This is a genomic window from Exercitatus varius (genome assembly GCF_029577735.1).
GTDB lineage: Bacteria > Pseudomonadota > Gammaproteobacteria > Enterobacterales > Pasteurellaceae > Exercitatus > Exercitatus varius.
This window is the reverse complement of record NZ_JARQTO010000001.1, coordinates 271,054-295,708: the sequence shown is the minus strand read 5'-3', so window position 1 is coordinate 295,708 and position 24,655 is coordinate 271,054. Positions and strand designations below refer to the sequence as shown.

The window sequence follows — 24,655 nt, the reverse complement described above, 5'->3', positions numbered from 1 at the left end:
ATTTTTCCTTTACTGATAACAAGTTATTTTCTGTCAATATTTCATACGAAAATTTACCGCTTGAAATTTATCGCCTAACCCACTATCTTGTAGCGCAATTTCAAAATTAATCTATATATTGTGTTTAGCAGGTAATTTTTATGAATAAAACATTGATGGTCACCAAGCGCAACGGTAAACAAGAACCTTTAGATTTGGATAAACTTCATCGCGTTATTACTTGGGCTGCCGAAGGTTTGCATAACGTATCGGTTTCTCAAGTGGAATTACGTTCGCACATCCAATTTTATGAAGGTATCCGTACCGCCGACATTCATGAAACCATCATTAAATCCGCCGCCGATTTAATCAGTAAAGACGCGCCGGATTATCAATATTTAGCTGCGCGCCTTTCCGTTTTTCATTTGCGTAAAAAAGCATTCGGTCAGTTTGAACCGCCGCATTTGTATGATCACGTTAAAAAGCTGGTGGAAATGGGCAAATACGATCAAGCGTTGCTCACCGATTACAGCCGCGAAGAATGGGATCAAATGAATGATTTCCTGGATCACTGGCGCGATATGAATTTCTCTTATGCCGCCACAAAACAATTGGAAGGAAAATATCTGGTACAAAACCGTGTGACCGGCGAAATTTATGAATCCGCACAATTTTTATACATACTTGTGGCGGCAAGCCTGTTTTCCCAATATCCGAAAGCAACCCGTTTGGATTATGTGCGTCGCTTTTATGACGCTACATCCACATTTAAAATTTCATTGCCGACACCGATTATGGCGGGTGTGCGTACGCCGACACGCCAGTTCAGTTCATGCGTATTAATCGAATGCGGCGACAGTTTGGATTCCATCAATGCCACCGCATCCGCTATCGTAAAATACGTTTCTCAACGGGCCGGCATCGGCATTAACGCGGGGCAAATCCGCGCGCTGGGCAGCCCGATCCGTAACGGCGAAGCCTTCCATACCGGTTGCATTCCATTCTACAAATATTTCCAAACCGCCGTAAAATCCTGTTCTCAGGGCGGCGTTCGCGGTGGCGCGGCGACGGTTTACTACCCGATTTGGCATTTGGAAGTGGAAAGTCTACTAGTCCTGAAAAATAACCGCGGTGTGGAAGACAACCGTGTTCGTCACATGGATTACGGCGTTCAACTTAACAAACTAATGTACCAACGCCTGATTAAAGGCGGTGACATTACGCTGTTCAGCCCTTCCGATGTTCCGGGACTTTACGAAGCCTTTTTTGCCGATCAAGAAAAATTCGAACGGCTTTACGTTCAATACGAACAGGATCCTGCAATTCGCAAACGCAGTGTAAAAGCCATTGAGCTGTTTTCTTTATTGATGCAGGAACGCGCTTCAACCGGTCGTATTTACATTCACAACGTAGATCACACCAACACCCATTCGCCGTTTGATCCGACGGTTGCACCGGTACGCCAGTCCAATTTATGCCTGGAAATCGCATTGCCGACAAAACCGTTACAAAATATTAACGACGAAAAAGGAGAAATCGCGTTATGTACGCTTTCCGCCTTTAACTTAGGCAAACTGGAAAATCTGGACGAATTGGATAACCTTGCCGATTTAGCCGTTCGCGCTTTAGACGCGTTGTTGGATTATCAAGACTACCCTGTCGCCGCCGCTCGCCGCAGTTCTTTAGGCCGTCGTTCTCTGGGTATCGGGGTAATTAACTACGCTTATTATTTGGCGAAAAATAACGTGCGTTATTCCAACGGCAGCGCGAATGCGTTAACCCATCGCACCTTTGAAGCGATTCAATATTATTTGCTGAAAGCCTCCATGAACCTAGCCAAAGAACAGGGCAAATGCGAATTGTTCCACGAAACCCGTTATGCGCAAGGCATTCTGCCGATCGATACTTACAAAAAAGACGTGGACGGTTTAACCAATGAACCGTTGCATTACGACTGGGAAAGCCTGCGTGCGGATATTCAAAAATACGGTTTACGCAACTCAACTCTAACGGCGTTAATGCCGTCGGAAACCTCTTCGCAAATTTCCAATGCCACCAACGGCATCGAGCCGCCGCGCGGACACATCAGCGTCAAAGCCTCAAAAGACGGCATTTTGAAACAGGTGGTGCCGGATTACGAAACGCTCGGCGAAAACTACGAATTATTGTGGGACATGCCGAACATGGACGGTTATTTGCATTTGGTGGGAATCATGCAGAAATTCGTCGACCAAGCGATTTCCGCCAATACCAATTATGATCCGCAACGATTTGATGACGGCAAAGTGCCGATGAAAATCTTACTGAAAGATTTACTCACCGCCTACAAATACGGTTTGAAAACCCTGTATTACCAAAATACCCGCGACGGCGCGGAAGACGCGCAGGAAGATATGGATGACGGTTGTGCCGGCGGCGCTTGTAAAATCTGATTTCGTTTAATTTCGCTTTTAAGTGCGGTCAAAAAACTTCATGAATTTTGACCGCACTTTTATTTCATACAAATTTCCTCAAAAAACCCCTTTACTTTTTTGTACTAGTTAACTAGTATAGCGACGTAAATAATTTACGAAAGGATTGATTATGTCAGACACGATTTTAAATCCCTATTTCGGCGAATTCGGCGGAATGTATGTACCCGAAATTCTGGTTCCCGTACTGCAACAGCTGGAAAAAGCCTTTGTAGAGGCCAAAGACGATCCGGATTTTCAACAGGAATTTCAAAACCTGCTCAAAAACTATGCAGGGCGCCCAACGGCATTAACGCTTTGCCGCAATCTCACCAAAGGCACAAAAACCAAACTTTATCTGAAACGGGAAGATTTACTGCATGGCGGCGCGCATAAAACTAATCAGGTTCTGGGCCAAATTTTACTGGCCAAACGTATGGGAAAAACGCGCATTATCGCAGAAACCGGCGCCGGTCAGCACGGTGTCGCAACCGCCCTGGCCTGCGCGATGCTGGATATTCCTTGCCGCGTGTATATGGGCGCAAAAGATGTGGAACGCCAATCGCCGAACGTCTTTCGTATGCGTTTGATGGGTGCGGAAGTCGTACCGGTGGAAAAAGGTTCCTGTTCATTGAAAGACGCCTGCTGCGAAGCCATGCGCGACTGGTCCGCCAATTACGAAAACACCCACTATTTACTGGGAACGGCGGCAGGTCCGCACCCTTTCCCGACCATTGTGCGCGAATTTCAAAAAATGATTGGCGAAGAAACCAAACGCCAGATTCTGGAAAGCGAAGGTCGCCTGCCCGATGCGGTAATTGCCGCGGTGGGCGGCGGTTCAAACGCCATCGGCATGTTTACGGATTTTATTGATGAACCGAACGTACGGCTAATCGGTGTAGAACCGGCGGGCAAAGGCATTGAAACCGGTGAACACGGCGCGCCGTTGGGACACGGTAAAACCGGGATTTATTTCGGTATGAAATCCCCGATTATGCAAACCGACGACGGGCAAATTGAAGAATCCTACAGCATTTCCGCCGGATTGGACTTTCCGTCCGTCGGCCCTCAACATGCTTACCTGAATGCCATCGGGCGGGCGGAGTATCCAAGTATTACCGACGATGAAGCCCTTGCCGCATTTCAGGAATTAGCCAAACACGAAGGCATTATTCCGGCGTTGGAAAGCGCCCACGCCCTGGCTCAGGCATTAAAAATGATTAAAGCGAATCCCGAAAAAGAACAATTGCTGGTGGTGAATTTATCCGGTCGCGGCGATAAAGATATTTTTACCGTCGATAAAATTTTACGCGCCAAAGGAGAACTGTAATGTCCCGTTTCGATACTTTATTTGCTCAGCTGGAAGCTAAAAACGAAGGCGGTTTCGTACCGTTCGTCACCCTTTGCGACCCTGATTTCGACCGCTCTTTCGACATCATCTGCACCTTAGCGGATAACGGCGCCGACGCCCTTGAACTGGGTTTTCCGTTTTCCGATCCGCTGTTGGACGGTCCGGTTATTCAGGCCGCCAACAATCGCGCATTACAAGCCGGTTGCAGCACGGCGCAAAGTTTTCAATTACTGGCCAAAGTGCGGGAAAAATATCCGGAAATTCCTATCAGCTTATTACTTTGCGCCAACTTAATTTATGCGCAAACTTTGGATGAATTCTATCAACTTTGCTCGCAAGTCGGGGTAGACGCCGTCTTGGTGGCGGATATTCCGCTGCTTGCCTGCGAAGATTATGTTGCCGCCGCCCAAAAACACGGAATTCAACCGGTTTTCATCTGTCCGCCGAATGCCGATGAAAAAACCGTCGCCGGCGTGGCTGCACGCAGTGAAGGTTACACCTATCTGGTTTCCCGTGCGGGCGTAACCAGCGCGGAAAATCAATCTCACGCCGCGAATCTGGACAGTTTGGTAGAACAGTTAAAAGCTCATCAGGCCGCGCCGATTCTGCAAGGATTCGGTATCGCCAAACCGGAACAGGTTAAAGACGCCTTGAAATTGGGCGCAGCCGGTGCGATTTCCGGTTCTGCGACGGTGAAAATTATTGAAAGAAATCTGGATGATCATCAAGCCTGTTTGCGACAGCTGGCACAATTTGTGCGCGATATGAAAGCGGCGACCCGTGCCTGATGACATAAAAGTGCGGTCAAATTTTCGATAGTTTTTTGGCGAACGGATTGTCCGTTCGCCTTTTTGATCTGTTCGTCGCTTTCCGGTTTGTTTGCCTTTCTATTTGATTAAAACTCAAGTAAAATACTCGGACAATTTTTTCCCATTTAAGGTAGCAATCAATGGCATATACAACTTTCTCCCAAAATAAAAACGATCAACTTCTTGAACCTATGTTTTTCGGGCAAAACGTTAACGTCGCCCGCTACGATCAACAAAAATACGAAACCTTTGAAAAACTGATTGAAAAACAACTGTCCTTCTTTTGGCGTCCGGAAGAAGTGGACGTATCGCAGGATCGCATCGACTACGCCGCCTTACCGGAACATGAAAAACATATTTTTATCAGTAATTTAAAATATCAAACCTTATTGGATTCCATTCAAGGACGTAGTCCGAACGTGGCGTTGCTGCCGTTGGTGTCCATTCCCGAATTGGAAACCTGGATCGAAACCTGGACATTCAGCGAAACCATTCACAGCCGCTCCTACACGCACATTATCCGCAACATTGTGAATGATCCGAGTATCGTTTTTGACGATATTGTCACCAACAAAGAAATCATCAAACGGGCGAAAGACATTTCCGCTTATTACGACGATTTAATCCGCGACAGTCAGCTTTACGGTTTATACGGCGAAGGCGTTTATCAGGTGGACGGCAAAGAATGCGTTGTCACCCTGCGCCATCTGAAAAAACGGTTATACCTGTGCTTAATGAGCGTCAACGCATTAGAAGCCATTCGCTTCTATGTGTCATTCGCCTGCTCTTTTGCCTTTGCCGAACGCCAGTTAATGGAAGGCAACGCGAAAATCATTAAATTTATCGCTCGCGACGAAGCCTTACATTTAACCGGTACACAACATATTTTGAACATTATGGCGGCCGGTCAGGACGATCCGGAAATGGCGGAAATTGCGGAAGAATGCAAACAGGAAGCCTACGATTTGTTCGTTGCGGCGGCGGAACAGGAAAAAGCCTGGGCGGATTATTTGTTCAAAGACGGCTCAATGATCGGGTTAAATAAGGATATTTTGGTGCAGTACGTGGAATACATCACCAACATTCGTATGCAGGCGGTGGGGCTCCCGTTGCCGTTTGAAGCGCGTTCCAACCCGATTCCGTGGATTAACGCCTGGTTGGTATCCGACAACGTTCAGGTGGCGCCGCAGGAAGTGGAAGTCAGTTCTTATCTTGTCGGACAAATCGATTCAAAAGTGGATACCGAGGATTTCGGCGATTTCGATCTGTAATTTAAAAGTGCGGTGAAAAAACGTTTAATTTTTTTACCGCACTTTGTCGTTTTTCAGAACATATGAAAATCTACAGCGTTCATCTGACGCAAACGAATCTCACCTTTGCGCATTCCAATCGCACTTCCCTGCTTGAAACCCTGGAAGCGAACAATGTGCGGCATGAATATCAATGCCGTTCGGGTTATTGCGGTTCCTGTCGCACCAAAATTAAAAAAGGCAAGGTATCTTATAAAGAAACGCCCCTTGCCTTTGTGAATTCGGATGAAATTTTGCTCTGTTGCTGTCAGTTGGAATCCGATGTGGAATTGGAGCTATAGTTTTACCACCAACCGAGCACCTTCATCCAAGCGCCGCCTACGCCAAACCAAATGGCCAAAGATAGCAGCGAAACCACAAAACTCACGCCCCACCATTGGCCCGTCGTGTTATAACCGGAGCCGAATAACGCCGGTCCCGGGCCGCCCGCGTATTGCGTCAAGCTCATGGATAAGGTTGATGTGTAACCTAATCCGATTGCGGCGATCATCGGCGGCGTGCCTACCGCAATAGCGGCGGCTACAAATGCCAGGTACATTGCGGAAATATGCGCCATCGCAGAAGCGAAGAAATAACGGGTGTAAAAATACACCAGCACTAAAACGGAAAAAGCGATAGGCCAATCCAACGAGCCGACGGACGAAGAAATATGGTTCGAAATCCACGCAATCGCGCCGTATTTATTGAGCGCATTCGCCATCATTACCAATACGGCAAACCAGAACATGGTATCCCACGCCGTGGTTTCCGATACGATATTTTTCCAGCTCATAATGTTGGTTAACAGTAAAATCACTAAACCGATGAAAGCGGAAACCGTCGCCGAAATATGGAAAGCCAAATCTCCGACCGTCCAAAGAAACAGCAATAAAATAAAGTCTAACGCGAGAATCCATTCCGCTTGGCTCATCGGCCCCATATTTTTCAACTCTTCACGCGCCATTTCCGCCATTTTCGGCGTATCTTTTAATTCCGGCGGGTAAATGAGATACACAAAATAAGGCAACGCAATCAAGCAGACAATGCCCGGAACAATAGCGCCCAAAAACCATGTCATCCATGAAATAGTCACGCCTTGCGATTGAGCCAGCTCCGCAATCAGCGGATTTCCCGCCATCGCGGTTAAAAACATGGTACAGACAATGGTATCGATTTGCGAAACGGCAATGGCTAAAAACGCGCCCGCCCGTCTTGCCGTCGGGCCGGGTTTGGAGTCGTAAGCATCGGCGATAGATTGCATAATCGGATACATAATACCGCCGCCGCGTGCGGAAGCGGACGGAATACCAGGGCCGATAACCACATCGGCAAGCGCCATACCGTAAGCGACTCCCATCATTTTTTTACCGAAACGAGCAACGAAATATAATGCAATACGTTTACCCAATCCGGTTTTAATCACCGCACGGGATAAAAACATGGCAATACCGATTAACCAAATGGTGCCGTTAGAAAAACCGGATAACATGCCGACATCGCCCTGCTTGGCTGAAATCGGCGTTAATCCGGTTAATCCGCTAATGACTAATGCCACTAAAGTAGCGGCGCCCATTGGCATGGCTTTGGCGATAATGGCAACAATCGTTGCGACGAATAACGCCAGCATTCCCCAGGCTCTGGAGCTTAATCCTTCAGGCGTCGGAATCGCCCAAATGACAAGACCGACAATAATGGCAATCAATAATCCCTGCCATTTAAAGTTGAGTTTCACCTCAATTTTTGGGATAGGAGTTGAACTTTCCATATAAATTCTCTGTGTTTGCTAATCAAATAAAAAAGGAATACCGCCGGCATTCCTTTGTGTCGTTTTACGCTATTTTCCTTAATAGCGAGATAAATTTAGCATACCTCATTATAAATTTAAATAGCATTTAACATTTTATTTGATTTGTTAGAGATTGTTTAAATCCAATACATCCGTCATATCAAACAGACCTTGTTTTTTATCGGCAATCCATTTCGCCGCCCGCACGGCACCATTCGCGAAAGTCATACGACTGGATGCTTTATGCGTAATTTCCACCCGCTCACCGATATCTGCAAACCAAACGGTGTGTTCTCCCACTACGTCCGCCGCACGAATGGTGGAAAAACCGATTTCATCACGTTTACGTTCGCCGGTAATCCCTTCGCGACAAAACACGCCGTGGGTTTTTAAATCGCGACCAAGGGTTTTGGCGATATGTTCGCCCATAGATAGGGCCGTACCGGAAGGCGCATCCACTTTATGACGATGGTGAGCCTCGATAATTTCGATATCGCAATAATCTCCCATCACTTTCGCCGCTTTTTCCAACAGTTTGAACACTAAATTCACGCCTACGCTGTAATTGGAGGCGAATACAATCCCGATCTTCTCCGCCGCCGCCTGAATCGCCGCTTTGCCTGCATCATCGAAACCGGTAGTGCCTAAAATCACGTTTTTGCCTTTTTCTACGCAGCACGCCAAATGTTCAAGGGATCCTTCCGGACGAGTAAAATCAATCAATACATCAAAATTATCGGCACAAGCCGCAAGGCTTTCCTCCACGCTAACGCCGATATGACCGATTCCCGCCAATTCACCGGCATCGGAACCAATCAATGTCGAGCCTTTACGTTCAAACGCCGCCCCCAGCTCTACGCCGTCCGCAGCCTGTACCGCCTGAATAAGCTGGCGTCCCATGCGACCGCCGGCGCCTACTATACCAATTCTTAATGCCATGTTTTGTTTCCTTCTAATTACAGATGACTAAAAATACTGACAATTCCCTGATAAATTAAGTCTGTGCCGAATAATAAAAAAATCACGCCGGCAAAGTTATCAATATATCGGGTATATTTTGTATAAAAATCACGCACCAACTTGCGGGAAAAGAAAAAAGCAATCAAGCAGAAATACAGAAAAGTCTCGACACCGAGCAGAAAAATCACAACATAACTTTCCAGCAGTGAACTAATCTGTGCGGTAAACCCGGATAAAACGCTGGTAAAAAACACCACCGCTTTACCGTTACTCAAATTAATCATTAATCCTTTGCCGATTTCTTTCACCAGATTCGTGCGTTGTTCATAGCGATTGCCATTGAGCTGAAGCGGCGTATTTTGAGTGATTTGCAACATTTTAATGCCGGAATAAGCCAAATAAGCGCCGCCCAAACACATGATGATATAACTGGATAAAGGCGTAATATCATTCAGCACGGATAACCCGAAAACCGCAATAGTCGCCCAAAACCAAATGCCGATACCAATCCCGGCTGCGCCGGCAATAGCATTAGGCGTCGTATCCGAGGCGGCTTTACGGCTCACATAGAAAAAATCCGGTCCGGGAGTGGCAAGCCCCACTAAATTCACTAACAATACCGCCCACATAAGTTACATTACCACCCCGGCAATCAATCGTAACACAATCATAGCATAAACCGCCGCCAGTATATCATCGATCATAATACCGAATCCGCTTTCCAGTTTTCGGTCAAAAATTTTGATTGGATAAGGCTTCAGAATATCGAAAAAACGAAAAACCGCAAATGCCGCCGCGACCCAATACCAACTTAATGTCGGCACCGCCAGCAAACAAAGCCACATGCCGACAAATTCATCCCACACGATGGAACCGTGATCATGCACGCCCATATCCTCTGCGGTTTTTTGGCAAATATAGCACCCTAAAACGAAAGAAAGCGCGGTCAAAATTAAGAAAGAATTTGGTGTTAAGAAGTGTAAAAAAATTACGCCCGCTATTGCTCCCGCCGCACTGCCCCAGGTGCCGGGCGCCTTACGAATCAGGCCGGTTCCAAAACCCAAGGCCAGCAAATGAACGGGATTGGTTAAACGAACGCGTGATAAAGGATGATTAGAATCTGTCATAAGAAATATCGGTGAAAAGCATTGCGTTTCATACTACTACAAAGCGGATGGCCTTTCAAACGCCTATCCGCTCAAATTTCAGATGATGAAAATCAGAAAAAATGTTCGAAACTTGAAATCTGTAATTCGATATCTTTTCCCTGACGCCGAAACCGAATAGGCTTCTCCTCGTTTGCGGCGACAATGCGACCAATGCGAGTGAGCGGCACATCAAATTCCTGGGCGTATTGTTCCAACAACGGCTTTTTATCCGGCGACAAAGTAAAGCATAATTCATAATCTTCGCCGCCCTGCAACGCCAACCGCTCCGCCTGCTCTCTCCCGTATAAGCGTATCAAGGCGTCGGAACAAGGCAAGGCATCCAGATCCAAGATGGCGCTTAGCCGGCTGCGTTCTAAAATATGTCCAAGATCGCCCACCAAGCCGTCCGACAAATCCAACGCGCAGCGGGAAATCCGACGGCGCGCCAATGCTTGTCCTAATTGAATTCGGGGCGTCGGATGAAGATTTCGGCGAATCAAAAATTCTTCGTAAAAATCGACCGCACTTTTGCGTTCGTGAAACAAATCGGAAAGTAAATGAAAACCGGCTAATCCGTCTCCCAACGTGCCGGACACATAAATTTCGTCGCCTTCCCGTGCCTGATGACGACAAAGTTCGGTCGATTTTTCCACAAATCCGTGCGCCGTAATGGTCACGCTTAACGCCGCACCATAAGTCGTATCGCCGCCAATCAACTGAATCTGGCGGGCGTTTAACAGTTCAAACATCCCGCGCGAAAACTCCGACAACCAAGTTTCATCGGCACGCGGCAACGTTAACGCCAGTGAAATCCAGGCCGGCTCCGCGCCCATTGCCGCCAAATCGCTCAAATTCGTCGCCACCGCTTTATAACCCAAATCATAGGGAGCAATATTCGGATAAAAATGCGAATTTTCCACCATGGTATCCGTCGTCACCACCAGCGTTTTGCCCGCCGGGACGGTTAACATGGCGCAATCGTCACCGATGGACAACGCCACATCGTCACGCCGCACGGATTGCGGTCGTTCAAAAAACTGCCGAATAAGATTAAATTCCGAAGGCATAGATTTCTCAATGAAATTATCGCTTAGACCAGACTTTACATCCTTAAAACAGGTTGCCAAGAGTGATAAAAATAGCGGGCCGGAAGCCCGCTTTACGAATATTGATTATTTACGACCTAGCGCCGGCGCAATTCGGTCTAACACACCGTTGATATATTTATGGCTGTCTTCCGCACCGAAGGTTTTTGCCACCTCAATGGCTTCGTTGATAGCCACTTTGTAAGGCACATCCGGTTCGTATTTCAGCTCATAAGTCGCCAAACGCAACACGGCTTTTTCAATGGGTGTCAGTTCGTCTGCGGCACGATCTAAAAACGGCGCGATTGTGGCGTCAATCGGCTCTAAGTAAGCGACCGTATTACGGAATAATTTACGAAAATAAGGCACATCCGCACCTTTTATGTCCTGCTCGGCGATAAAATTTAATTCTACTTCCGCCGCGTCGTTATTAGATATCGCCCAGGAATATAACGCCTGAACGGCACATTCGCGCGCCCGGCGACGCGGTGAAGATTTTTTCTTTTGTTCTGTCATGTTTATGCCGTTTTGATTTGATTTAACAGGTTCACCATTTCTAACGCAACCATTGCCGCTTCCGCGCCTTTGTTACCCGCTTTGGTACCGGCGCGCTCAATCGCCTGTTCGATGTTTTCGGTGGTGAGCACACCGAACGCTACCGGAATATCGGAATTCAGCGAAACGTTGCCCAATCCGCTGCTGGCTTCACCCGCTACGTATTCGAAATGCGCCGTGCCGCCGCGAATCACGGTGCCTAAGGCTACAATCGCGTCGAATTTTTTCGTTTCCGCCAAACGGCGCACGGCCAGAGGTAATTCGTATGCGCCCGGCACTTTTACTAAGGTAATGTTTTCGTCTTTCACTTCGCCCACGCGTTTTAACGCATCAACGGCGCCTTCCACCAAACTGTCGTTAATGAAATGATTGAAACGCGCAACCACCACGGCGATTTTGGCTGTCGGTGCGGCTAATTTACCTTCTAAAATCTTCATATTCTTTCCTTTTTTCTCAAATGGGACAATTAGGGCTGGATTCTATCATAAAAAAATGGCTCTATCAGCAGTTATCTTCGCGGCGGCGCGTTTCCGGCAAAGATTATTGCCAAGCCTGTAAAATTAAGGTTACAACTTAAAAAATTCCCGCTAAAATAACCGCACTTTAACACTCTATAAGGAACCGCTTTATGCGTAATAAAACTTTTGGTAGCGCCTTGATTGTTGCAGGCACCACCATCGGCGCGGGCATGGTATCAATGCCGCTGACTTCGGCGGGAATGGGCTTCGGTCTCACCTTGTTGCTGCTAGTGATTCTATGGGCGTTACTTGCTTACAGTGCGCTGCTTTTTGTTGAAGTCTATCAAAAAGCGGAGCGTCGCGATGCCGGGATCGCCACACTGGCAGAACAATATTTCGGCATGGCCGGTCGCGCCCTGGCAACGGTCGCACTTGTGGTATTTATGTTTGCAATCTTAACCGTTTACGTGTTGATGAGCAGCGATTTGATTTCGACCGTTCTGCCTTCTTTACGGGAATACGGACAGGAAATTTCCATTATTTTCACGGTTTTCTTCGGTATTTTTATCATCGCCGGAACCGGTAAAGTGGATCTGGCAACCCGCATGCTGTTTATTGCCAAACTGGCGGCATTAGTGGTGCTGCTGTTCTTCATGCTGCCGAAAGTAACTATGGAAAACCTGATGGCCCTACCGTTAGATAAAGCTTTATTAATTTCGGCCAGCCCGTATTTCTTCACGTCTTTCGGCTTTCATGTGGTTATTCCAAGCATTAACAGTTATCTCGAAGGTGACATCAAACGCCTGCGCATTGCCATTCTGGGCGGTACGGCATTGCCTTTATTTGTTTATATTTTATGGCAAATGGCGACCCACGGCGTTCTGAGCCAAACGGAATTCATCCAAATTCTGAATAACGATCCGACTTTAGGCGGTTTGGTCAGTGCCGTCACCCAAATTACCGGCAGTGAAATGATCGGTTGGTCCGTGCGTTTGTTCTCATTATTCGCTTTAGCAACCTCGTTTTTAGGCGTTGCATTAGCCCTGTTCGATTGCCTGGACGACTTACTTCAACGGGTCAATATCCGTGCGGGACGTATCGCCTTAGGCATGTTCACCTTCCTGCCGACGCTCTTTTTCGCCTTATTCTATCGCGATTTTTTAGCCGTGTTAGCCTTGGCCGGTCAAATGTTCACTTTCTACGGCTTAATATTGCCGGTGGGCATGGCGTGGATGGTGCGTAAACGTTATCCCGATTTGCCTTATCGGGTAAAAGGCGGCAACATCACGTTATTGCTCGCCCTGATTCTCGGCTTGCTCATCATGAACGTGCCGTTCTTAATCGATATGGGTTATTTGCCGAAAGTTATCGGTTAATCGTTTTAAAGCCTCAATGTTCGTTGAGGCTTTTTATTGTTCGCCGTTCATAAAAAAACATGCGATTTTTTGACCGCACTTTTCCGATCCGTTACAATCCCAGAACGTCTTTTTTGCTTTTTAAGAAATTCTTATGCTTTCACTTTCCGCTTTCGAACCATCACTCAATCGACTCGCCGCCGGCTTAACCGAACGTTTTCCCGAACAGTTTCCGGCGGATTTTGCCGCCCGAAACGCCAATACTCCGCTCATGCTACAAACCATTGCCATGTCGGATTTCGTGGAAAAAGTGTGGCAAAATCAACCGCACTTTTTAGCCGAATGCTGGCAAACGCTTCCCACTTTGGCGGATTGCGAAAAATATTCCGAACGCTTATCGGCCTTGCTGGCGCAGACGGAAACGGAAGAACAACTTTATCGCGTTTTGCGCCGGTTCCGTAATCGAGAAATGGCGAAACTCAGTTTATGCCAAAGCCTGAATCGCGGAACGGTGGAAGAAATTTTTATTCGCTTGTCTCAGCTGGCGGAAAGTCTGATTATCGGCGCGCGAGACTGGCTTTACGCGCAAGCCTGTTCGGAAATGGGTACGCCGACGGATCAACACGGACATCCGCAACGACTTTATATTTTAGGTATGGGAAAATTGGGCGGATTCGAGCTGAATTTTTCTTCCGATATCGATTTAATTTTCACCTATCCGGAAAACGGCGAAACCCAGGGCGCGCGCCGTTCGGTGGATAATCAACGCTTTTTTACCCGCCTCGGACAACGTTTAATTAACGCCTTGGATCAATTCACCGCCGATGGTTTCGTTTACCGCACCGATATGCGTCTTCGACCTTTCGGTGACAGCGGCGCGCTGGCCTTAAGTTTTGCCGCCATGGAAACTTATTATCAGGAACAAGGGCGGGATTGGGAACGTTACGCCATGATCAAAGGCAGAATTTTAGGCGCAGATGAGGCGGATCCGAATGTCAACGCTCTGCGTCAAATGTTACGTCCGTTCATTTACCGCCGTTACATCGATTTCAGCGTGATTCAGTCATTACGCGAAATGAAAGGCAAAATTGAACGAGAAGTTCGCCGGCGCGGATTAGCGGATAACATCAAATTAGGCGCGGGCAGCATTCGCGAGATCGAATTTATCGTGCAGGTTTTCCAGCTTATCCGCGGCGGACGGGAAGTGGCGCTGCAACAGCACGCTTTATTAAATCTATTGCCTGAAATCGAAAAACTACAATTATTAACCGCGCAACAACGTCAGGATTTAACCCAGGCCTATTTGTTCTTACGGCGAGTGGAAAATGTGTTACAGGCAATCGACGATAAACAAACTCAATTATTGCCGACGGAAGAAACGGATCGCCAACGTTTGATTGCGGCAACGGCGGAATTCACCCGATGGGATGAAAACCGACAGGCTACCGTTGTGCGCTATCCCATCCGCGATTGGCAAAGTTTTTATACCGTTTTGCAGGAACAACAGCAAAAAGTGCGGTCGGTTTTTAATCAATTAATCGGTGATGAAAACGATACGGAATCCAATACGCAAAACAGTGATTGGGTGGACTTTTTAGAAATCGACAATAATGAAATCATGACGATTCTGGCGGAAAATCAAATTCCGGAAAGCGAGACAGAGGAAATCTGTGAAAAGCTGATTCAGTTCAAGGACAGTCTGGCACGCCGCCCCATCGGCACGCGCGGTCGGGAAGTCTTAAGCCAATGGCTGCCTTACTTGCTGTCGCAAATTTTTGCCCATTCCTCATATCGCGTCTTGTTGCCGCGGATTTTAAATATCGTGGAAAAAATTGTCACACGCACCACTTATCTGGAATTATTACAGGAAAACCCGCAAGCTTTAGAGCAGTTGATTGAACTTTGCGCGCAGTCACAAATGATCGCCAAACAAATGGCACGCCATCCGATTTTATTGGACGAATTATTGGATCGTAAAGCATTGCTGGATTTACCGTCATTTGAAAATTATCCGGCCGAATTGCAACAATATTTGCTGCGTCTGCCTGAAGATGACGAAGAACAATACATCAATGCTCTGCGTCAGTTCAAACAAACGACCTTGTTGCGTGTTGCCGCCGCGGATATTTTAGGTGCGCTGCCGGTGATGAAAGTCAGCGATCACCTCACTTATCTGGCGGAAGCCATTATTGCGGCGGTGGTTAATCTGGCCTGGCAGCAAATGACAACGCGGTTCGGGGTACCGGAACATTTGGCGACGGGCGAAAAAGGATTTTTGGTGATCGGATACGGCAAACTCGGCGGCATTGAATTGGGATATAAATCCGATTTGGATCTGGTTTGTCTGTACGATGGCCGCGAAGGCTATACGGTCGGAGGCAAAAAACAAATCGATATTAACCAATTCTATCTTCGTCTTACCCAGAAAGTTGTCAGTATTTTCAGCATGAAAACCAGTGCGGGGATTTTGTACGAAGTCGATATGCGCCTGCGTCCTTCCGGCGAAGCCGGCGTATTATGCAGTTCGCTGAAAGCTTTCGAGCATTATCAACATAATGATGCCTGGACATGGGAAACCCAGGCGTTGGTTCGCGCCCGAGCGGTTTACGGCGAACCGAATCTGCGCCGGGAATTTAACCGCATTCGTCGGGAAGTGCTGTCGGCCGCCCGCGATTTGGATAAGCTCAAAACCGATGTACGGGAAATGCGCGAAAAAATGTATTTACATTTGGCGAATACGGATAAAACCCGTTTCAATATTAAAACCGATGCAGGCGGCATTACCGATATTGAATTTATCGCGCAATATCTGGTGCTTGCCAATGCGCCGCAAAATGTTGATCTGGCTTATTGGTCGGATAATGTCCGAATTTTTGATGTGATGGCAAGCAACAATGTGATGTCGTTGGATATGGCGGAAAACCTGAAAGACTGTTATACCAGTCTGCGCAACCGAATTCATCATTTGAATCTGCTCGGTGAACCGTCTGTTGTGCCCGCTTCCGAATTTTCGGAAGTGCGGTCATTTATCCAACAGGTTTGGAAACAGTTGTTTACATAAAAATAAAGAGGCAAACGCCTCTTTTTATTTTAATCCGCAACTAGATTATTTAATAATACGCAAATGCGATGCGGACTTTTTATCCGATGACGTTTTTTTCGCTACGGATTTTTCTTTCGATTTTTCTACCGCACTTTTCACCGGTGTAAGCTGCGTTTTATCCAATTCGTCATAAATCGATTCCGGTTCAAACATCACGCCGTCACCGTTTTCACGGGCATAGATCGCAATCGCCGCCCCCATGGGAATATATAAATTACGGGGAATACCCTGGAAACGCGCGCTGAATTCAATGGCGTCATTGCCGAGCGCCAGATTGCCCACCGCGCCTTCCGAAAGATTCAACACAATTTGCCCGTCTTTAACATATTCCTGCGGCACATCCACACCATAATAAGTGGCGTCAACCACAAGATAAGGCGTAAATCCGTTATCCAGCAACCAATCGTAATAGGCGCGTAATAAATAAGGGCGCTTCGGCGAAGATTTGAATTCCATTATTTGTCATCCATTAAATTTTTAGGGGCGACGCTGCCGATAGATTGCATGAAAGAATCGCGGGTGAAGATACGTTCCATATAACCTTTCAACGCCTTACTGCCGGCGCCGGTAAACTCCACGCCCATTTCTTTTAATTTCCAAAGTAACGGCGCAATGTAGCAATCAACCAAACTAAATTCATCATTCATAAAATAGGAATATTGATTAAAAATCGGAGCGATTGCCAGAAATTCTTCTTTTAGTTGTTTTAATGCTTCCGCACGTTCCGCCGCTGTGCCGTTTTCCGCTTTTTCAAGCGTCGGATACCAATCCTGTTCAATACGCATCGTTAACAACCGTTTTTTACCGCGATCAACCGGATAAACCGGCATTAACGGCGGATGCGGGAAACGTTCGTCCAGATATTCCATAATAATGCGCGAATTATAAAGCACCAGGTCGCGATCAACCAATGTAGGCAGTGAGCCGTACGGGTTCAATTCCATTAATTCTTCCGATACAGCTTGGGGATCGACATTTTCCGTCTCATAAGCGACACCTTTTTCCGCTAAGACAATACGCACTTGATGGCAATAAATATCCGATTTATTAGAAAAAAGAGTCATTATTGAACGTTTATTTGCCGCACTGGTCATTTATTCCTCCGCTGACGATATAAAAATAAGTTAACAGCCTCTCTCCGGCCGTTCTGAAATCAGGTTAAAAAATATCTTGCTATTTTAGCATAAACTACCGATTGATTTCCAAGTTATCCAAGTTATTTTTGAATTTATCCTGAATTAAATATAAAAAAATTGCAGCCCTTCCGGACTGCAATTTCTTGAAATACAAACGTAATATAAAATTAACGTTTTGAGTATTGCGGGCGACGACGTGCTTTGTGCAAGCCCACTTTTTTACGTTCAACACGACGGGCGTCGCGGGTAACGAAACCTGCTGCGCGCAGCGCCGGACGTAAAGACTCATCATATTCCATTAACGCACGCGTGATACCGTGACGGATCGCGCCTGCCTGACCTGAAATACCACCACCTTTAACAGTGATGTAAAGGTCTAATTTATCAGTTAATTCAACTAATTCTAAAGGTTGACGAACGATCATTCGAGAAGTTTCACGACCGAAGTACACCTCTAAAGAACGTTGGTTAATGGTGATGTTACCATTGCCCGGTTTGATAAATACACGAGCTGAAGAGCTTTTGCGGCGACCTGTGCCGTAGTTTTGATTTGCTGCTGTCATTTTTCTGCTCCGTGATTAGATATCTAAAACTTGTGGTTGTTGCGCAGCGTGTTCATGTTGTGAACCTGCGTATACTTTCAGTTTGCGGAACATTGCACGGCCTAACGGACCTTTCGGCAACATACCTTTAACCGCAATCTCAATCACCGCTTCCGGACGGCGAGCAATCATTTCTTTAAAAGTCGCTTGTTTGATGCCGCCTACATAGCCTGTGTGCCAGTAGTAAACTTTATCGGTTTCTTTACGACCGGTTACCGCGACTTTGTCCGCATTGATCACGATGATGTAATCACCGGTATCTACGTGCGGAGTGTACTCGGCTTTATGTTTACCACGAAGACGACGCGCTAATTCGGTTGCTAAACGACCTAACGTTTTACCTGTCGCATCTACTACATACCAGTCACGTTTAACCGTTTCCGGTTTTGCTACAAAAGTTTTCATTAATTTAATTACCAATATTTGATATTAATACCCAGTACTCTCACGAGTACAACCATGATCTTAATCAGCACCCCTTCGAGTGTGATCTCGACAAAATAACGGGCGGCGGGAAAACCGCACCGTTCACAGGGTCGCGTGATTATACATAAAACGGCGGACGAATGCCAGCCATAAAATAAACAATTCGACAAAAGTGCGGGCAAAATTCGCTTTATTTTTTAAACGGTTCAATTTTCGGAACATTTCGCCGGAATGCGATAAAGTTCATATAAAAAACGTCACCCGCGGTTTATGTCGCCTCAAAACAAAAAAACCGCTTAACAAGCGGTTTTCTTTTTTGTGATTTGGTGCTTCGGGCGAGACTCGAACTCGCACATCCTGAGGACACTGCCACCTGAAGACAGCGTGTCTACCAATTCCACCACCGAAGCGATATACGGCGCGCATTGTATCGGGGATTTGAACCACTGGCAAGTAGTTTTCTACAAAATTTTTCTTTTATTGCCGTGAAGGGTGAAATCGACGTCGTATTAACGTAAAAGATCAAAAAACGCTTTCCTTTCCCCTAAAAGTCGCTATCATATGACCGTTTAAAAAATGCGGTCAATTTCGACCGCACTTTAAAAACTATCTCATCCAACGTCCTGTTGGGGAAAGATAAAAAAGCTGAAACGCTTTTTTTAATAAGTAGCGAGTCAAATGCCCCATGGCGTCTGTTTTTACAGAAAGCTTAGGCTTCCCGCAAGGCACCCGACTTATTTTTTTCACCTCTCGTAGAAGGTTTATATTAAATGACAATTATCACGCCAGTTCAAGCCGTTCTTGCTTCCAATCAACATTTCTTAGATCGCCAGGATGCAATGGAATCCAACGTTCGCAGCTATCCGCGCAAACTTCCTTTTGCTTATGCCAAAGCGCAAGGTTGCTGGGTCACGGACGTTGAAGGCAACGAATATCTCGACTTTTTAGCCGGCGCAGGAACATTAGCATTAGGCCATAATCACCCGGTGTTAATGCAATCCATTAAAGACGTGTTAGACAGCGGTTTGCCGTTGCATACTTTGGATTTAACCACACCGTTGAAAGACGCTTTCACGGAGGAATTATTATCGTTCTTCCCGAAAGATCAGTATATTTTACAATTCACCGGCCCGTCCGGCGCCGATGCCAACGAAGCGGCAATCAAATTGGCCAAAACCTATACCGGCCGCGGTAATATCATCGCTTTCTCGGGTGGTTTCCACGGCATGACTCACGGCGCCTTATCCCTAACCGGTAATTTAGGTGCCAAAAATGCCGTACAAAACCTCATGCCGGGTGTGCAATTTATGCCATATCCGCACGAATACCGCTGTCCGTTCGGCATCGGCGGCGAAGCGGGTGCTAAAGCGGTTGAACGCTATTTCGAAAACTTTATCGAAGACGTAGAAAGCGGCATGGTTAAACCGGCCGCCGTCATCTTAGAAGCCATTCAAGGTGAAGGCGGCGTCGTGCCGGCGCCTGTTTCATTCTTACAAAAAGTCCGTGAAGTCACGCAAAAACACGGTATTTTGATGATTGTGGACGAAGTCCAGGCCGGTTTCTGCCGCAGCGGTAAAATGTTCGCCTTTGAACATGCCGGTATCGAGCCGGATATTGTGGTGATGTCCAAAGCGATTGGCGGCAGCCTGCCGTTAGCGGTTTTAGCCATTCGTAAAGAATTTGACGCCTGGCAGCCCGCCGGTCACACCGGAACGTTCCGCGGCAATCAATTAGCCATGGCGACGGGTTACGCTTCGCTGAAAATCATGCGTAAAGAAAATCTGGCGCAAAACGCCCAGGAACGCGGTGAATACTTAACCGGCGCATTGCGCGAATTAAGTCGGGAGTTCCCTTGTATCGGCAATGTGCGCGGCCGCGGTTTGATGATGGGTATCGACATCGTGGACGAACGCAAGCCCGCAGACAACGCCGGCGCCTATCCGCAGGACACCGAATTAGCGGTGGCGATTCAAAAAGCCTGTTTTAACAATAAATTATTGTTGGAACGCGGCGGACGCAACGGTAATGTGGTGCGAATTCTCTGCGCGGTAAATATTAATCAGGCGGAATGCGAAGAATTTATCAAACGCTTCAAACAATCCGTGGCGGATGCGCTTAAAGCGGTGCGCGGTTAATTAAAAGTGCGGTCGAATTTTCGCAAGTTTTTTGCGGAAATCCGGCCGCTTGTCATTGTTGCGGGCGGGCTTGCCGGCTCGCCTTTTATTATGAATCGGCAGGCTGATAAACGCCTGCGACCGAAATACGGAATTCTATAATATGGCAGATATTTCGAAACACAGACAATCGCTTTTTTGCAGAGATCCGCAATCCGTCGCGGATTATGAAACGGCGATGAAGGACGCGGTAAAAGCGGTTTCCCACTGGCTTAAAAACGAAAAAATGTACACCGGCGGTTCAATCAAAGAATTACGCGCGACTATCGGCGGTTTTAACCCAAGCAAAGACGGCCTGGGCATAAAAAAATCGCTGGATCATTTGGTGGAAATCTTTTTGAATCCGAGTTTGAAAGTGCACCATCCGCATTCGCTCGCCCATTTACACTGCCCGACTATGGTGACCAGCCAAATTGCGGAAGTGTTAATCAATGCGACCAATCAATCCATGGATTCCTGGGATCAAAGCCCGGCCGGTTCCATTATGGAAGAGCATTTAATCGACTGGCTTCGTCAAAAAGTCGGCTATGGCAAAGGCACTTCAGGCGTATTTACTTCGGGCGGCACCCAATCCAACCTGATGGGCGTGTTACTCGCGCGCGATTGGGCGGTGGCGAACAACTGGAAGAATGCAGACGGCAGCGAATGGTCCGTTCAACGCGACGGTTTGCCGGCAGACGCATTGAAAAAAATCAAAGTGGTTTGCTCTGAAAACGCCCATTTTTCCGTACAAAAAAATATGGCGATGATGGGCATGGGCTTTCAATCCGTCGTCACGGTGCCGACCAATGCCAACGCGCAAATGGATATCGCCGAGCTTGAAAAAACGCTGAATCAGCTTAAAACGGAAGACAAAATCACGGCTTGTATCGTGGCAACCGCAGGCACCACCGATGCAGGCGCCATTGATGATTTGAAAGCCATCCGCAAACTGGCCGACCGACACAAAGCCTGGTTACACGTAGACGCGGCCTGGGGCGGCGCTTTGTTGTTATCAAAAGATTATCGCCGTTTGCTAGACGGTATCGAACTCACCGATTCCGTCACGCTGGATTTTCATAAGCATTTCTTCCAAACTATTTCCTGCGGTGCGTTTTTATTGAATGATCCGGCGAACTATCGTTTCATCGACTACAAAGCGGATTACCTGAATTCCGAATACGACGAACAACACGGCGTACCTAATCTGGTGTCTAAATCGCTGCAAACCACCCGTCGCTTCGACGCCTTAAAATTATGGTTCACGCTGGAAGCTTTAGGCGAAGATTTGTACGCGTCCATGATTGATCACGGCGTAAAACTCACCAAACAAGTGGAATCCTACATTCACGCCGCCGAAGGCTTGGAAATGCTGGTTCCGACTCAATTTGCCGCGGTGCTGTTCCGGGTAAATCCGAAAGGTTATCCGACGCAATGGCTGGATGCGTTAAACCAAAATGTGGCGGATGAGCTGTTCGCCCGCGGCGAAGCCAATATCGGCGTCACCAAAGTCGGCGATAAACAATCGCTGAAAATGACGACTTTAAGCCCGATTGCCACGCTGGAAGACGTGAAAGCGCTGCTGGATTTGGTGTTAGCGGAAGCCGATCGGATTAAAGACGCCATCGCCGACGGCACTTATATTCCGCCTATTGATTAAAAGTAATAATCTTTATAACCAAATAATGGAGAAACAATTCACTATAATGTGAACGACTAAACTATTAGGATTGATTGCTAAACAATCTTCCACAAGAAATGGCGCAAATGCGCCATTTTTAGTTTACAACAGGATAAAACGGTTTACCCCAATCAATAGCGTTATGATTGCGTAACATAATTTCTAACATAGTAGGAATTAAGCTTGTCAAAATATCGTTACTGTCACGAATTTGATCGCGATTTACTCGGCTGTTAAATGTAGCTCCACCGTGTAAAATTTGATTCCGTAATGTATATAAACGCTCAAATAGCACCGACAGCAAACGTTCCGTATTCTTTGTTTTAAAGGATAATAACAACTTTTCACGATCTTTATTTCTGGCTTTACCATACTCTTCTTCACTAATTTTTTGGTTATGAAAATCCCAAAACGGCTGAAAAACATATTTATTGGATGTTAACAAACGAATGGATCCTGTGAATTTTGCCCAAATTAAATGATAGATCTTTTGAGCTTCATCATGAGCACAAATCCGCAATAAAAATTCATTAAATACCACGCGATCTTTTGTTCCCATATTATTCAATTCACGCGCATAAGCCGCATTAAATGCAATCCAAAGATAAATAAATTTCGTATCCAAATCTTCCGTTTCCGCAGCTTTGCGCAACCAACTTAATGAACGGTGAATACGCAATGAAAAGTCATCATTCAACAATTTGGCATTCTTTTTTTCTTGAAAAAGTGCGGTTAAATTTTCTGTTATTTTTAACAAACACATTTGATGACCTCTTGTTTAAAGAAAGGTTAAATCTAATTGCATAAACATACTGCAATATATAAGCATAAAGCATAATACACAACAAAATAGCTTTCACACTTTACGTCACCAATAAAACAGGATTACACTCTAGAATTCACGGAAGTAAAAATGAAAAATATGAACACGTATTCTAGAACCTAATTATTAAAACAACGTTCAATGAAAACTCCAATTTTACATAGTTTTTTAAATATCGCTCTTATATCGAAACAGGCTAATTTGTCAATGTGGGTTTATTGATGATGAACCTAACACACAAAAACTCACTTATCATCTTGTAGCAAAAGACGATTAACGTGTAAACCAATTTTTCTATAATAATCACATCTTTGAGAATGTTAGAGATGTGATTGATAAAGAACTGGCTGATACAGCTTATCGTGAATATCAATTTAAATCTGAAGGAATAGCACGTTTTTCTATCATTCATTTTACTGATGTAAAAAAGCAGCGTGCAATATAGCACAATCGATGTCGATCTCGCTGATGAACCACAGGCATTTTAATAACTTTTATAAAAATTATATTTCGATAAATTTAAAAGAAAAGCAGGCTATACCCGCTTAGTTACTAAAAATTAACTGCAATACCTTTTACTAAGCAGTAACTTATTCCACTTAGAATAATTACCATCATAAATAATATTAGTAATAGCCAAGAAAACATTTTATATCTTTTACTATTCTTAGCCACTAAATCATAAATTATTTTCTTGCTTTTTTTAATATTTTCTAACTGGTTATTTATTGATGTTATGTCTTGTATTATATTTGGTAATAGTTCAAATGTAATTTTATCATTTTTATTATCAATATAACTGATTAATGATTTTTCAATTTCTTTTACAGTGTTATTTAACTTTTCATGTAATTTTACATTGGAATTATTAATCTCATTTACATTATTCTCAAAGTTTTCTTGGAATATGGAAATTTTAGCATTAAAATCATCTTCCAGGGCTTCGGTTCTTTTAACAATATTGACTAATTTTAATGCTTGCTCTTGAGTGATTCCCTTAGCTTCCATTAACCCTTTGTTTGCTTCATTTATTTTAATTTGTTGTTCTGCCAGTTCTTGATTAGCTAGATCGAGTTTTGCTTGTTGCTCGGCAATTTCATAATTTTGTTTTTCGATTTTATAAGCTTGCTCACTTAATCTCATTTGCTGCTGCTCAAGTTGAGATTGTTGCTCAAGTAAAACTTTAGAAATTGCAGTATTAACTACCATTAATTTTGATGAATTAGATGATAAATCACCAACTGCCATAGACAGGTTTTCATTCGCTTGTTTAATTGCATCATCTCGATTATACCACCAGTTTTCCCAAAAACTACCTTTTTCTTTTTCTTCTCTAGCATTAACAAGCGCATCTTTACTAGAAACAACATCTTGCTGACTTTGATGTATTTCACGTACAAGTTCTGAAATATTCACTTGCTCTAGAATATTTGATGGAATATCAATATTTGAAAGAGCAGTTACTACCATATTGCTTTTTTGAGTTGTCAGTTGAGTCATATCAGT

At 45.5% G+C, this 24,655-nt stretch carries 22 protein-coding genes and 1 tRNA gene; 9 read left to right on the top strand and 14 right to left on the bottom strand.

Features of this window, described 5'->3' with window-relative positions; translation table 11 throughout:
• Window positions 1–140 precede the first annotated feature (140 nt).
• The 5 genes from nrdA to yfaE all read left to right on the top strand — a co-directional run bounded on the left by nrdA (window position 141) and on the right by yfaE (window position 6,180).
• Window positions 141–2,411: a class 1a ribonucleoside-diphosphate reductase subunit alpha gene (gene nrdA / locus P7M01_RS01395; protein ID WP_317482814.1), complete on the top strand. Its 2,271-nt coding sequence runs from the start codon at window positions 141–143 to the stop codon at window positions 2,409–2,411.
• A gap of 151 nt (window positions 2,412–2,562) precedes the next feature.
• On the top strand, window positions 2,563–3,759 hold the full coding sequence (gene trpB / locus P7M01_RS01390) for a tryptophan synthase subunit beta (RefSeq protein WP_317475348.1): 1,197 nt from the start codon (window positions 2,563–2,565) through the stop codon (window positions 3,757–3,759).
• A complete protein-coding gene (trpA, locus tag P7M01_RS01385) occupies window positions 3,759–4,568 on the top strand; it encodes a tryptophan synthase subunit alpha (protein WP_317477457.1) in 810 nt (269 codons plus the stop codon). Before trpB ends, trpA begins: the two co-directional genes overlap by 1 nt.
• Before the next feature lie 161 nt (window positions 4,569–4,729).
• Window positions 4,730–5,860, top strand: a complete 1,131-nt coding sequence (nrdB, locus tag P7M01_RS01380; protein WP_202937474.1) for a class Ia ribonucleoside-diphosphate reductase subunit beta — start codon at window positions 4,730–4,732, stop codon at window positions 5,858–5,860.
• A gap of 62 nt (window positions 5,861–5,922) precedes the next feature.
• A complete protein-coding gene (gene yfaE, locus P7M01_RS01375; RefSeq protein ID WP_317481959.1) occupies window positions 5,923–6,180 on the top strand; it encodes a class I ribonucleotide reductase maintenance protein YfaE in 258 nt (85 codons plus the stop codon).
• 2 nt (window positions 6,181–6,182) lie between these two features.
• Here yfaE and P7M01_RS01370 read toward each other — a convergent pair whose 3' ends face one another.
• From P7M01_RS01370 to ribH, 7 genes are all read right to left on the bottom strand, one after another.
• Window positions 6,183–7,643, bottom strand: coding sequence for a DASS family sodium-coupled anion symporter (locus tag P7M01_RS01370; RefSeq protein WP_202937472.1), 1,461 nt, complete (start codon window positions 7,641–7,643; stop codon window positions 6,183–6,185).
• Window positions 7,644–7,790: 147 nt separating this feature from the next.
• The gene (gene dapB / locus P7M01_RS01365; RefSeq protein WP_317482813.1) at window positions 7,791–8,603 is read right to left on the bottom strand and encodes a 4-hydroxy-tetrahydrodipicolinate reductase; all 813 of its coding nucleotides are present in this window, start codon (window positions 8,601–8,603) and stop codon (window positions 7,791–7,793) included.
• Window positions 8,604–8,620: 17 nt separating this feature from the next.
• A complete protein-coding gene (locus P7M01_RS01360; protein WP_317482812.1) occupies window positions 8,621–9,253 on the bottom strand; it encodes a LysE family transporter in 633 nt (210 codons plus the stop codon).
• A gap of 3 nt (window positions 9,254–9,256) precedes the next feature.
• Entirely contained in the window at window positions 9,257–9,751 is a 495-nt protein-coding gene (locus tag P7M01_RS01355) for a phosphatidylglycerophosphatase A family protein (RefSeq protein WP_317482811.1), read from the bottom strand.
• Between the two features lie 92 nt (window positions 9,752–9,843).
• Window positions 9,844–10,839: a thiamine-phosphate kinase gene (gene thiL / locus P7M01_RS01350; RefSeq protein WP_317482810.1), complete on the bottom strand. Its 996-nt coding sequence runs from the start codon at window positions 10,837–10,839 to the stop codon at window positions 9,844–9,846.
• A 105-nt stretch (window positions 10,840–10,944) separates the two neighbouring features.
• On the bottom strand, window positions 10,945–11,373 hold the full coding sequence (nusB, locus tag P7M01_RS01345) for a transcription antitermination factor NusB (RefSeq protein ID WP_317482809.1): 429 nt from the start codon (window positions 11,371–11,373) through the stop codon (window positions 10,945–10,947).
• Between the two features lie 2 nt (window positions 11,374–11,375).
• Window positions 11,376–11,849: a 6,7-dimethyl-8-ribityllumazine synthase gene (gene ribH / locus P7M01_RS01340; protein WP_202937466.1), complete on the bottom strand. Its 474-nt coding sequence runs from the start codon at window positions 11,847–11,849 to the stop codon at window positions 11,376–11,378.
• Window positions 11,850–12,040: 191 nt separating this feature from the next.
• Between ribH and P7M01_RS01335 the strand changes: the two genes are divergently transcribed.
• Window positions 12,041–13,246: an aromatic amino acid transport family protein gene (locus P7M01_RS01335; RefSeq protein ID WP_317477465.1), complete on the top strand. Its 1,206-nt coding sequence runs from the start codon at window positions 12,041–12,043 to the stop codon at window positions 13,244–13,246.
• Between the two features lie 133 nt (window positions 13,247–13,379).
• Window positions 13,380–16,286 carry a bifunctional [glutamate--ammonia ligase]-adenylyl-L-tyrosine phosphorylase/[glutamate--ammonia-ligase] adenylyltransferase gene (glnE, locus tag P7M01_RS01330; RefSeq protein WP_317482808.1) on the top strand — a complete coding sequence of 969 codons (2,907 nt, stop codon included), beginning with the start codon at window positions 13,380–13,382 and terminating at the stop codon, window positions 16,284–16,286.
• Window positions 16,287–16,331: 45 nt separating this feature from the next.
• Here glnE and P7M01_RS01325 read toward each other — a convergent pair whose 3' ends face one another.
• From P7M01_RS01325 to P7M01_RS01305, 5 genes are all read right to left on the bottom strand, one after another.
• Window positions 16,332–16,784 (bottom strand): ClpXP protease specificity-enhancing factor, encoded by a 453-nt coding sequence (locus tag P7M01_RS01325; RefSeq protein ID WP_317477467.1) that lies wholly within the window; start codon window positions 16,782–16,784, stop codon window positions 16,332–16,334.
• The gene (gene sspA, locus P7M01_RS01320) at window positions 16,784–17,422 is read right to left on the bottom strand and encodes a stringent starvation protein SspA (protein WP_202937462.1); all 639 of its coding nucleotides are present in this window, start codon (window positions 17,420–17,422) and stop codon (window positions 16,784–16,786) included. Before sspA ends, P7M01_RS01325 begins: the two co-directional genes overlap by 1 nt.
• A 209-nt stretch (window positions 17,423–17,631) precedes the next feature.
• Entirely contained in the window at window positions 17,632–18,027 is a 396-nt protein-coding gene (gene rpsI / locus P7M01_RS01315; protein ID WP_202937461.1) for a 30S ribosomal protein S9, read from the bottom strand.
• Between the two features lie 15 nt (window positions 18,028–18,042).
• Window positions 18,043–18,471 carry a 50S ribosomal protein L13 gene (rplM, locus tag P7M01_RS01310; protein ID WP_115637689.1) on the bottom strand — a complete coding sequence of 143 codons (429 nt, stop codon included), beginning with the start codon at window positions 18,469–18,471 and terminating at the stop codon, window positions 18,043–18,045.
• 345 nt (window positions 18,472–18,816) lie between these two features.
• Window positions 18,817–18,902: transfer RNA gene (locus P7M01_RS01305), tRNA-Leu, on the bottom strand.
• A 360-nt stretch (window positions 18,903–19,262) separates the two neighbouring features.
• Between P7M01_RS01305 and P7M01_RS01300 the strand changes: the two genes are divergently transcribed.
• Window positions 19,263–20,627: a diaminobutyrate--2-oxoglutarate transaminase gene (locus tag P7M01_RS01300; protein WP_317482807.1), complete on the top strand. Its 1,365-nt coding sequence runs from the start codon at window positions 19,263–19,265 to the stop codon at window positions 20,625–20,627.
• A 142-nt stretch (window positions 20,628–20,769) separates the two neighbouring features.
• A complete protein-coding gene (gene ddc, locus P7M01_RS01295; protein WP_317482806.1) occupies window positions 20,770–22,305 on the top strand; it encodes an L-2,4-diaminobutyrate decarboxylase in 1,536 nt (511 codons plus the stop codon).
• A gap of 118 nt (window positions 22,306–22,423) precedes the next feature.
• Here ddc and P7M01_RS01290 read toward each other — a convergent pair whose 3' ends face one another.
• Both P7M01_RS01290 and P7M01_RS01285 read right to left on the bottom strand, forming a co-directional pair.
• The gene (locus tag P7M01_RS01290) at window positions 22,424–23,089 is read right to left on the bottom strand and encodes a HEPN domain-containing protein (protein WP_317482805.1); all 666 of its coding nucleotides are present in this window, start codon (window positions 23,087–23,089) and stop codon (window positions 22,424–22,426) included.
• A 612-nt stretch (window positions 23,090–23,701) separates the two neighbouring features.
• Window positions 23,702–24,649, bottom strand: a complete 948-nt coding sequence (locus P7M01_RS01285; RefSeq protein ID WP_317482804.1) for a hypothetical protein — start codon at window positions 24,647–24,649, stop codon at window positions 23,702–23,704.
• Between the last annotated feature and the right edge of the window lie 6 nt (window positions 24,650–24,655).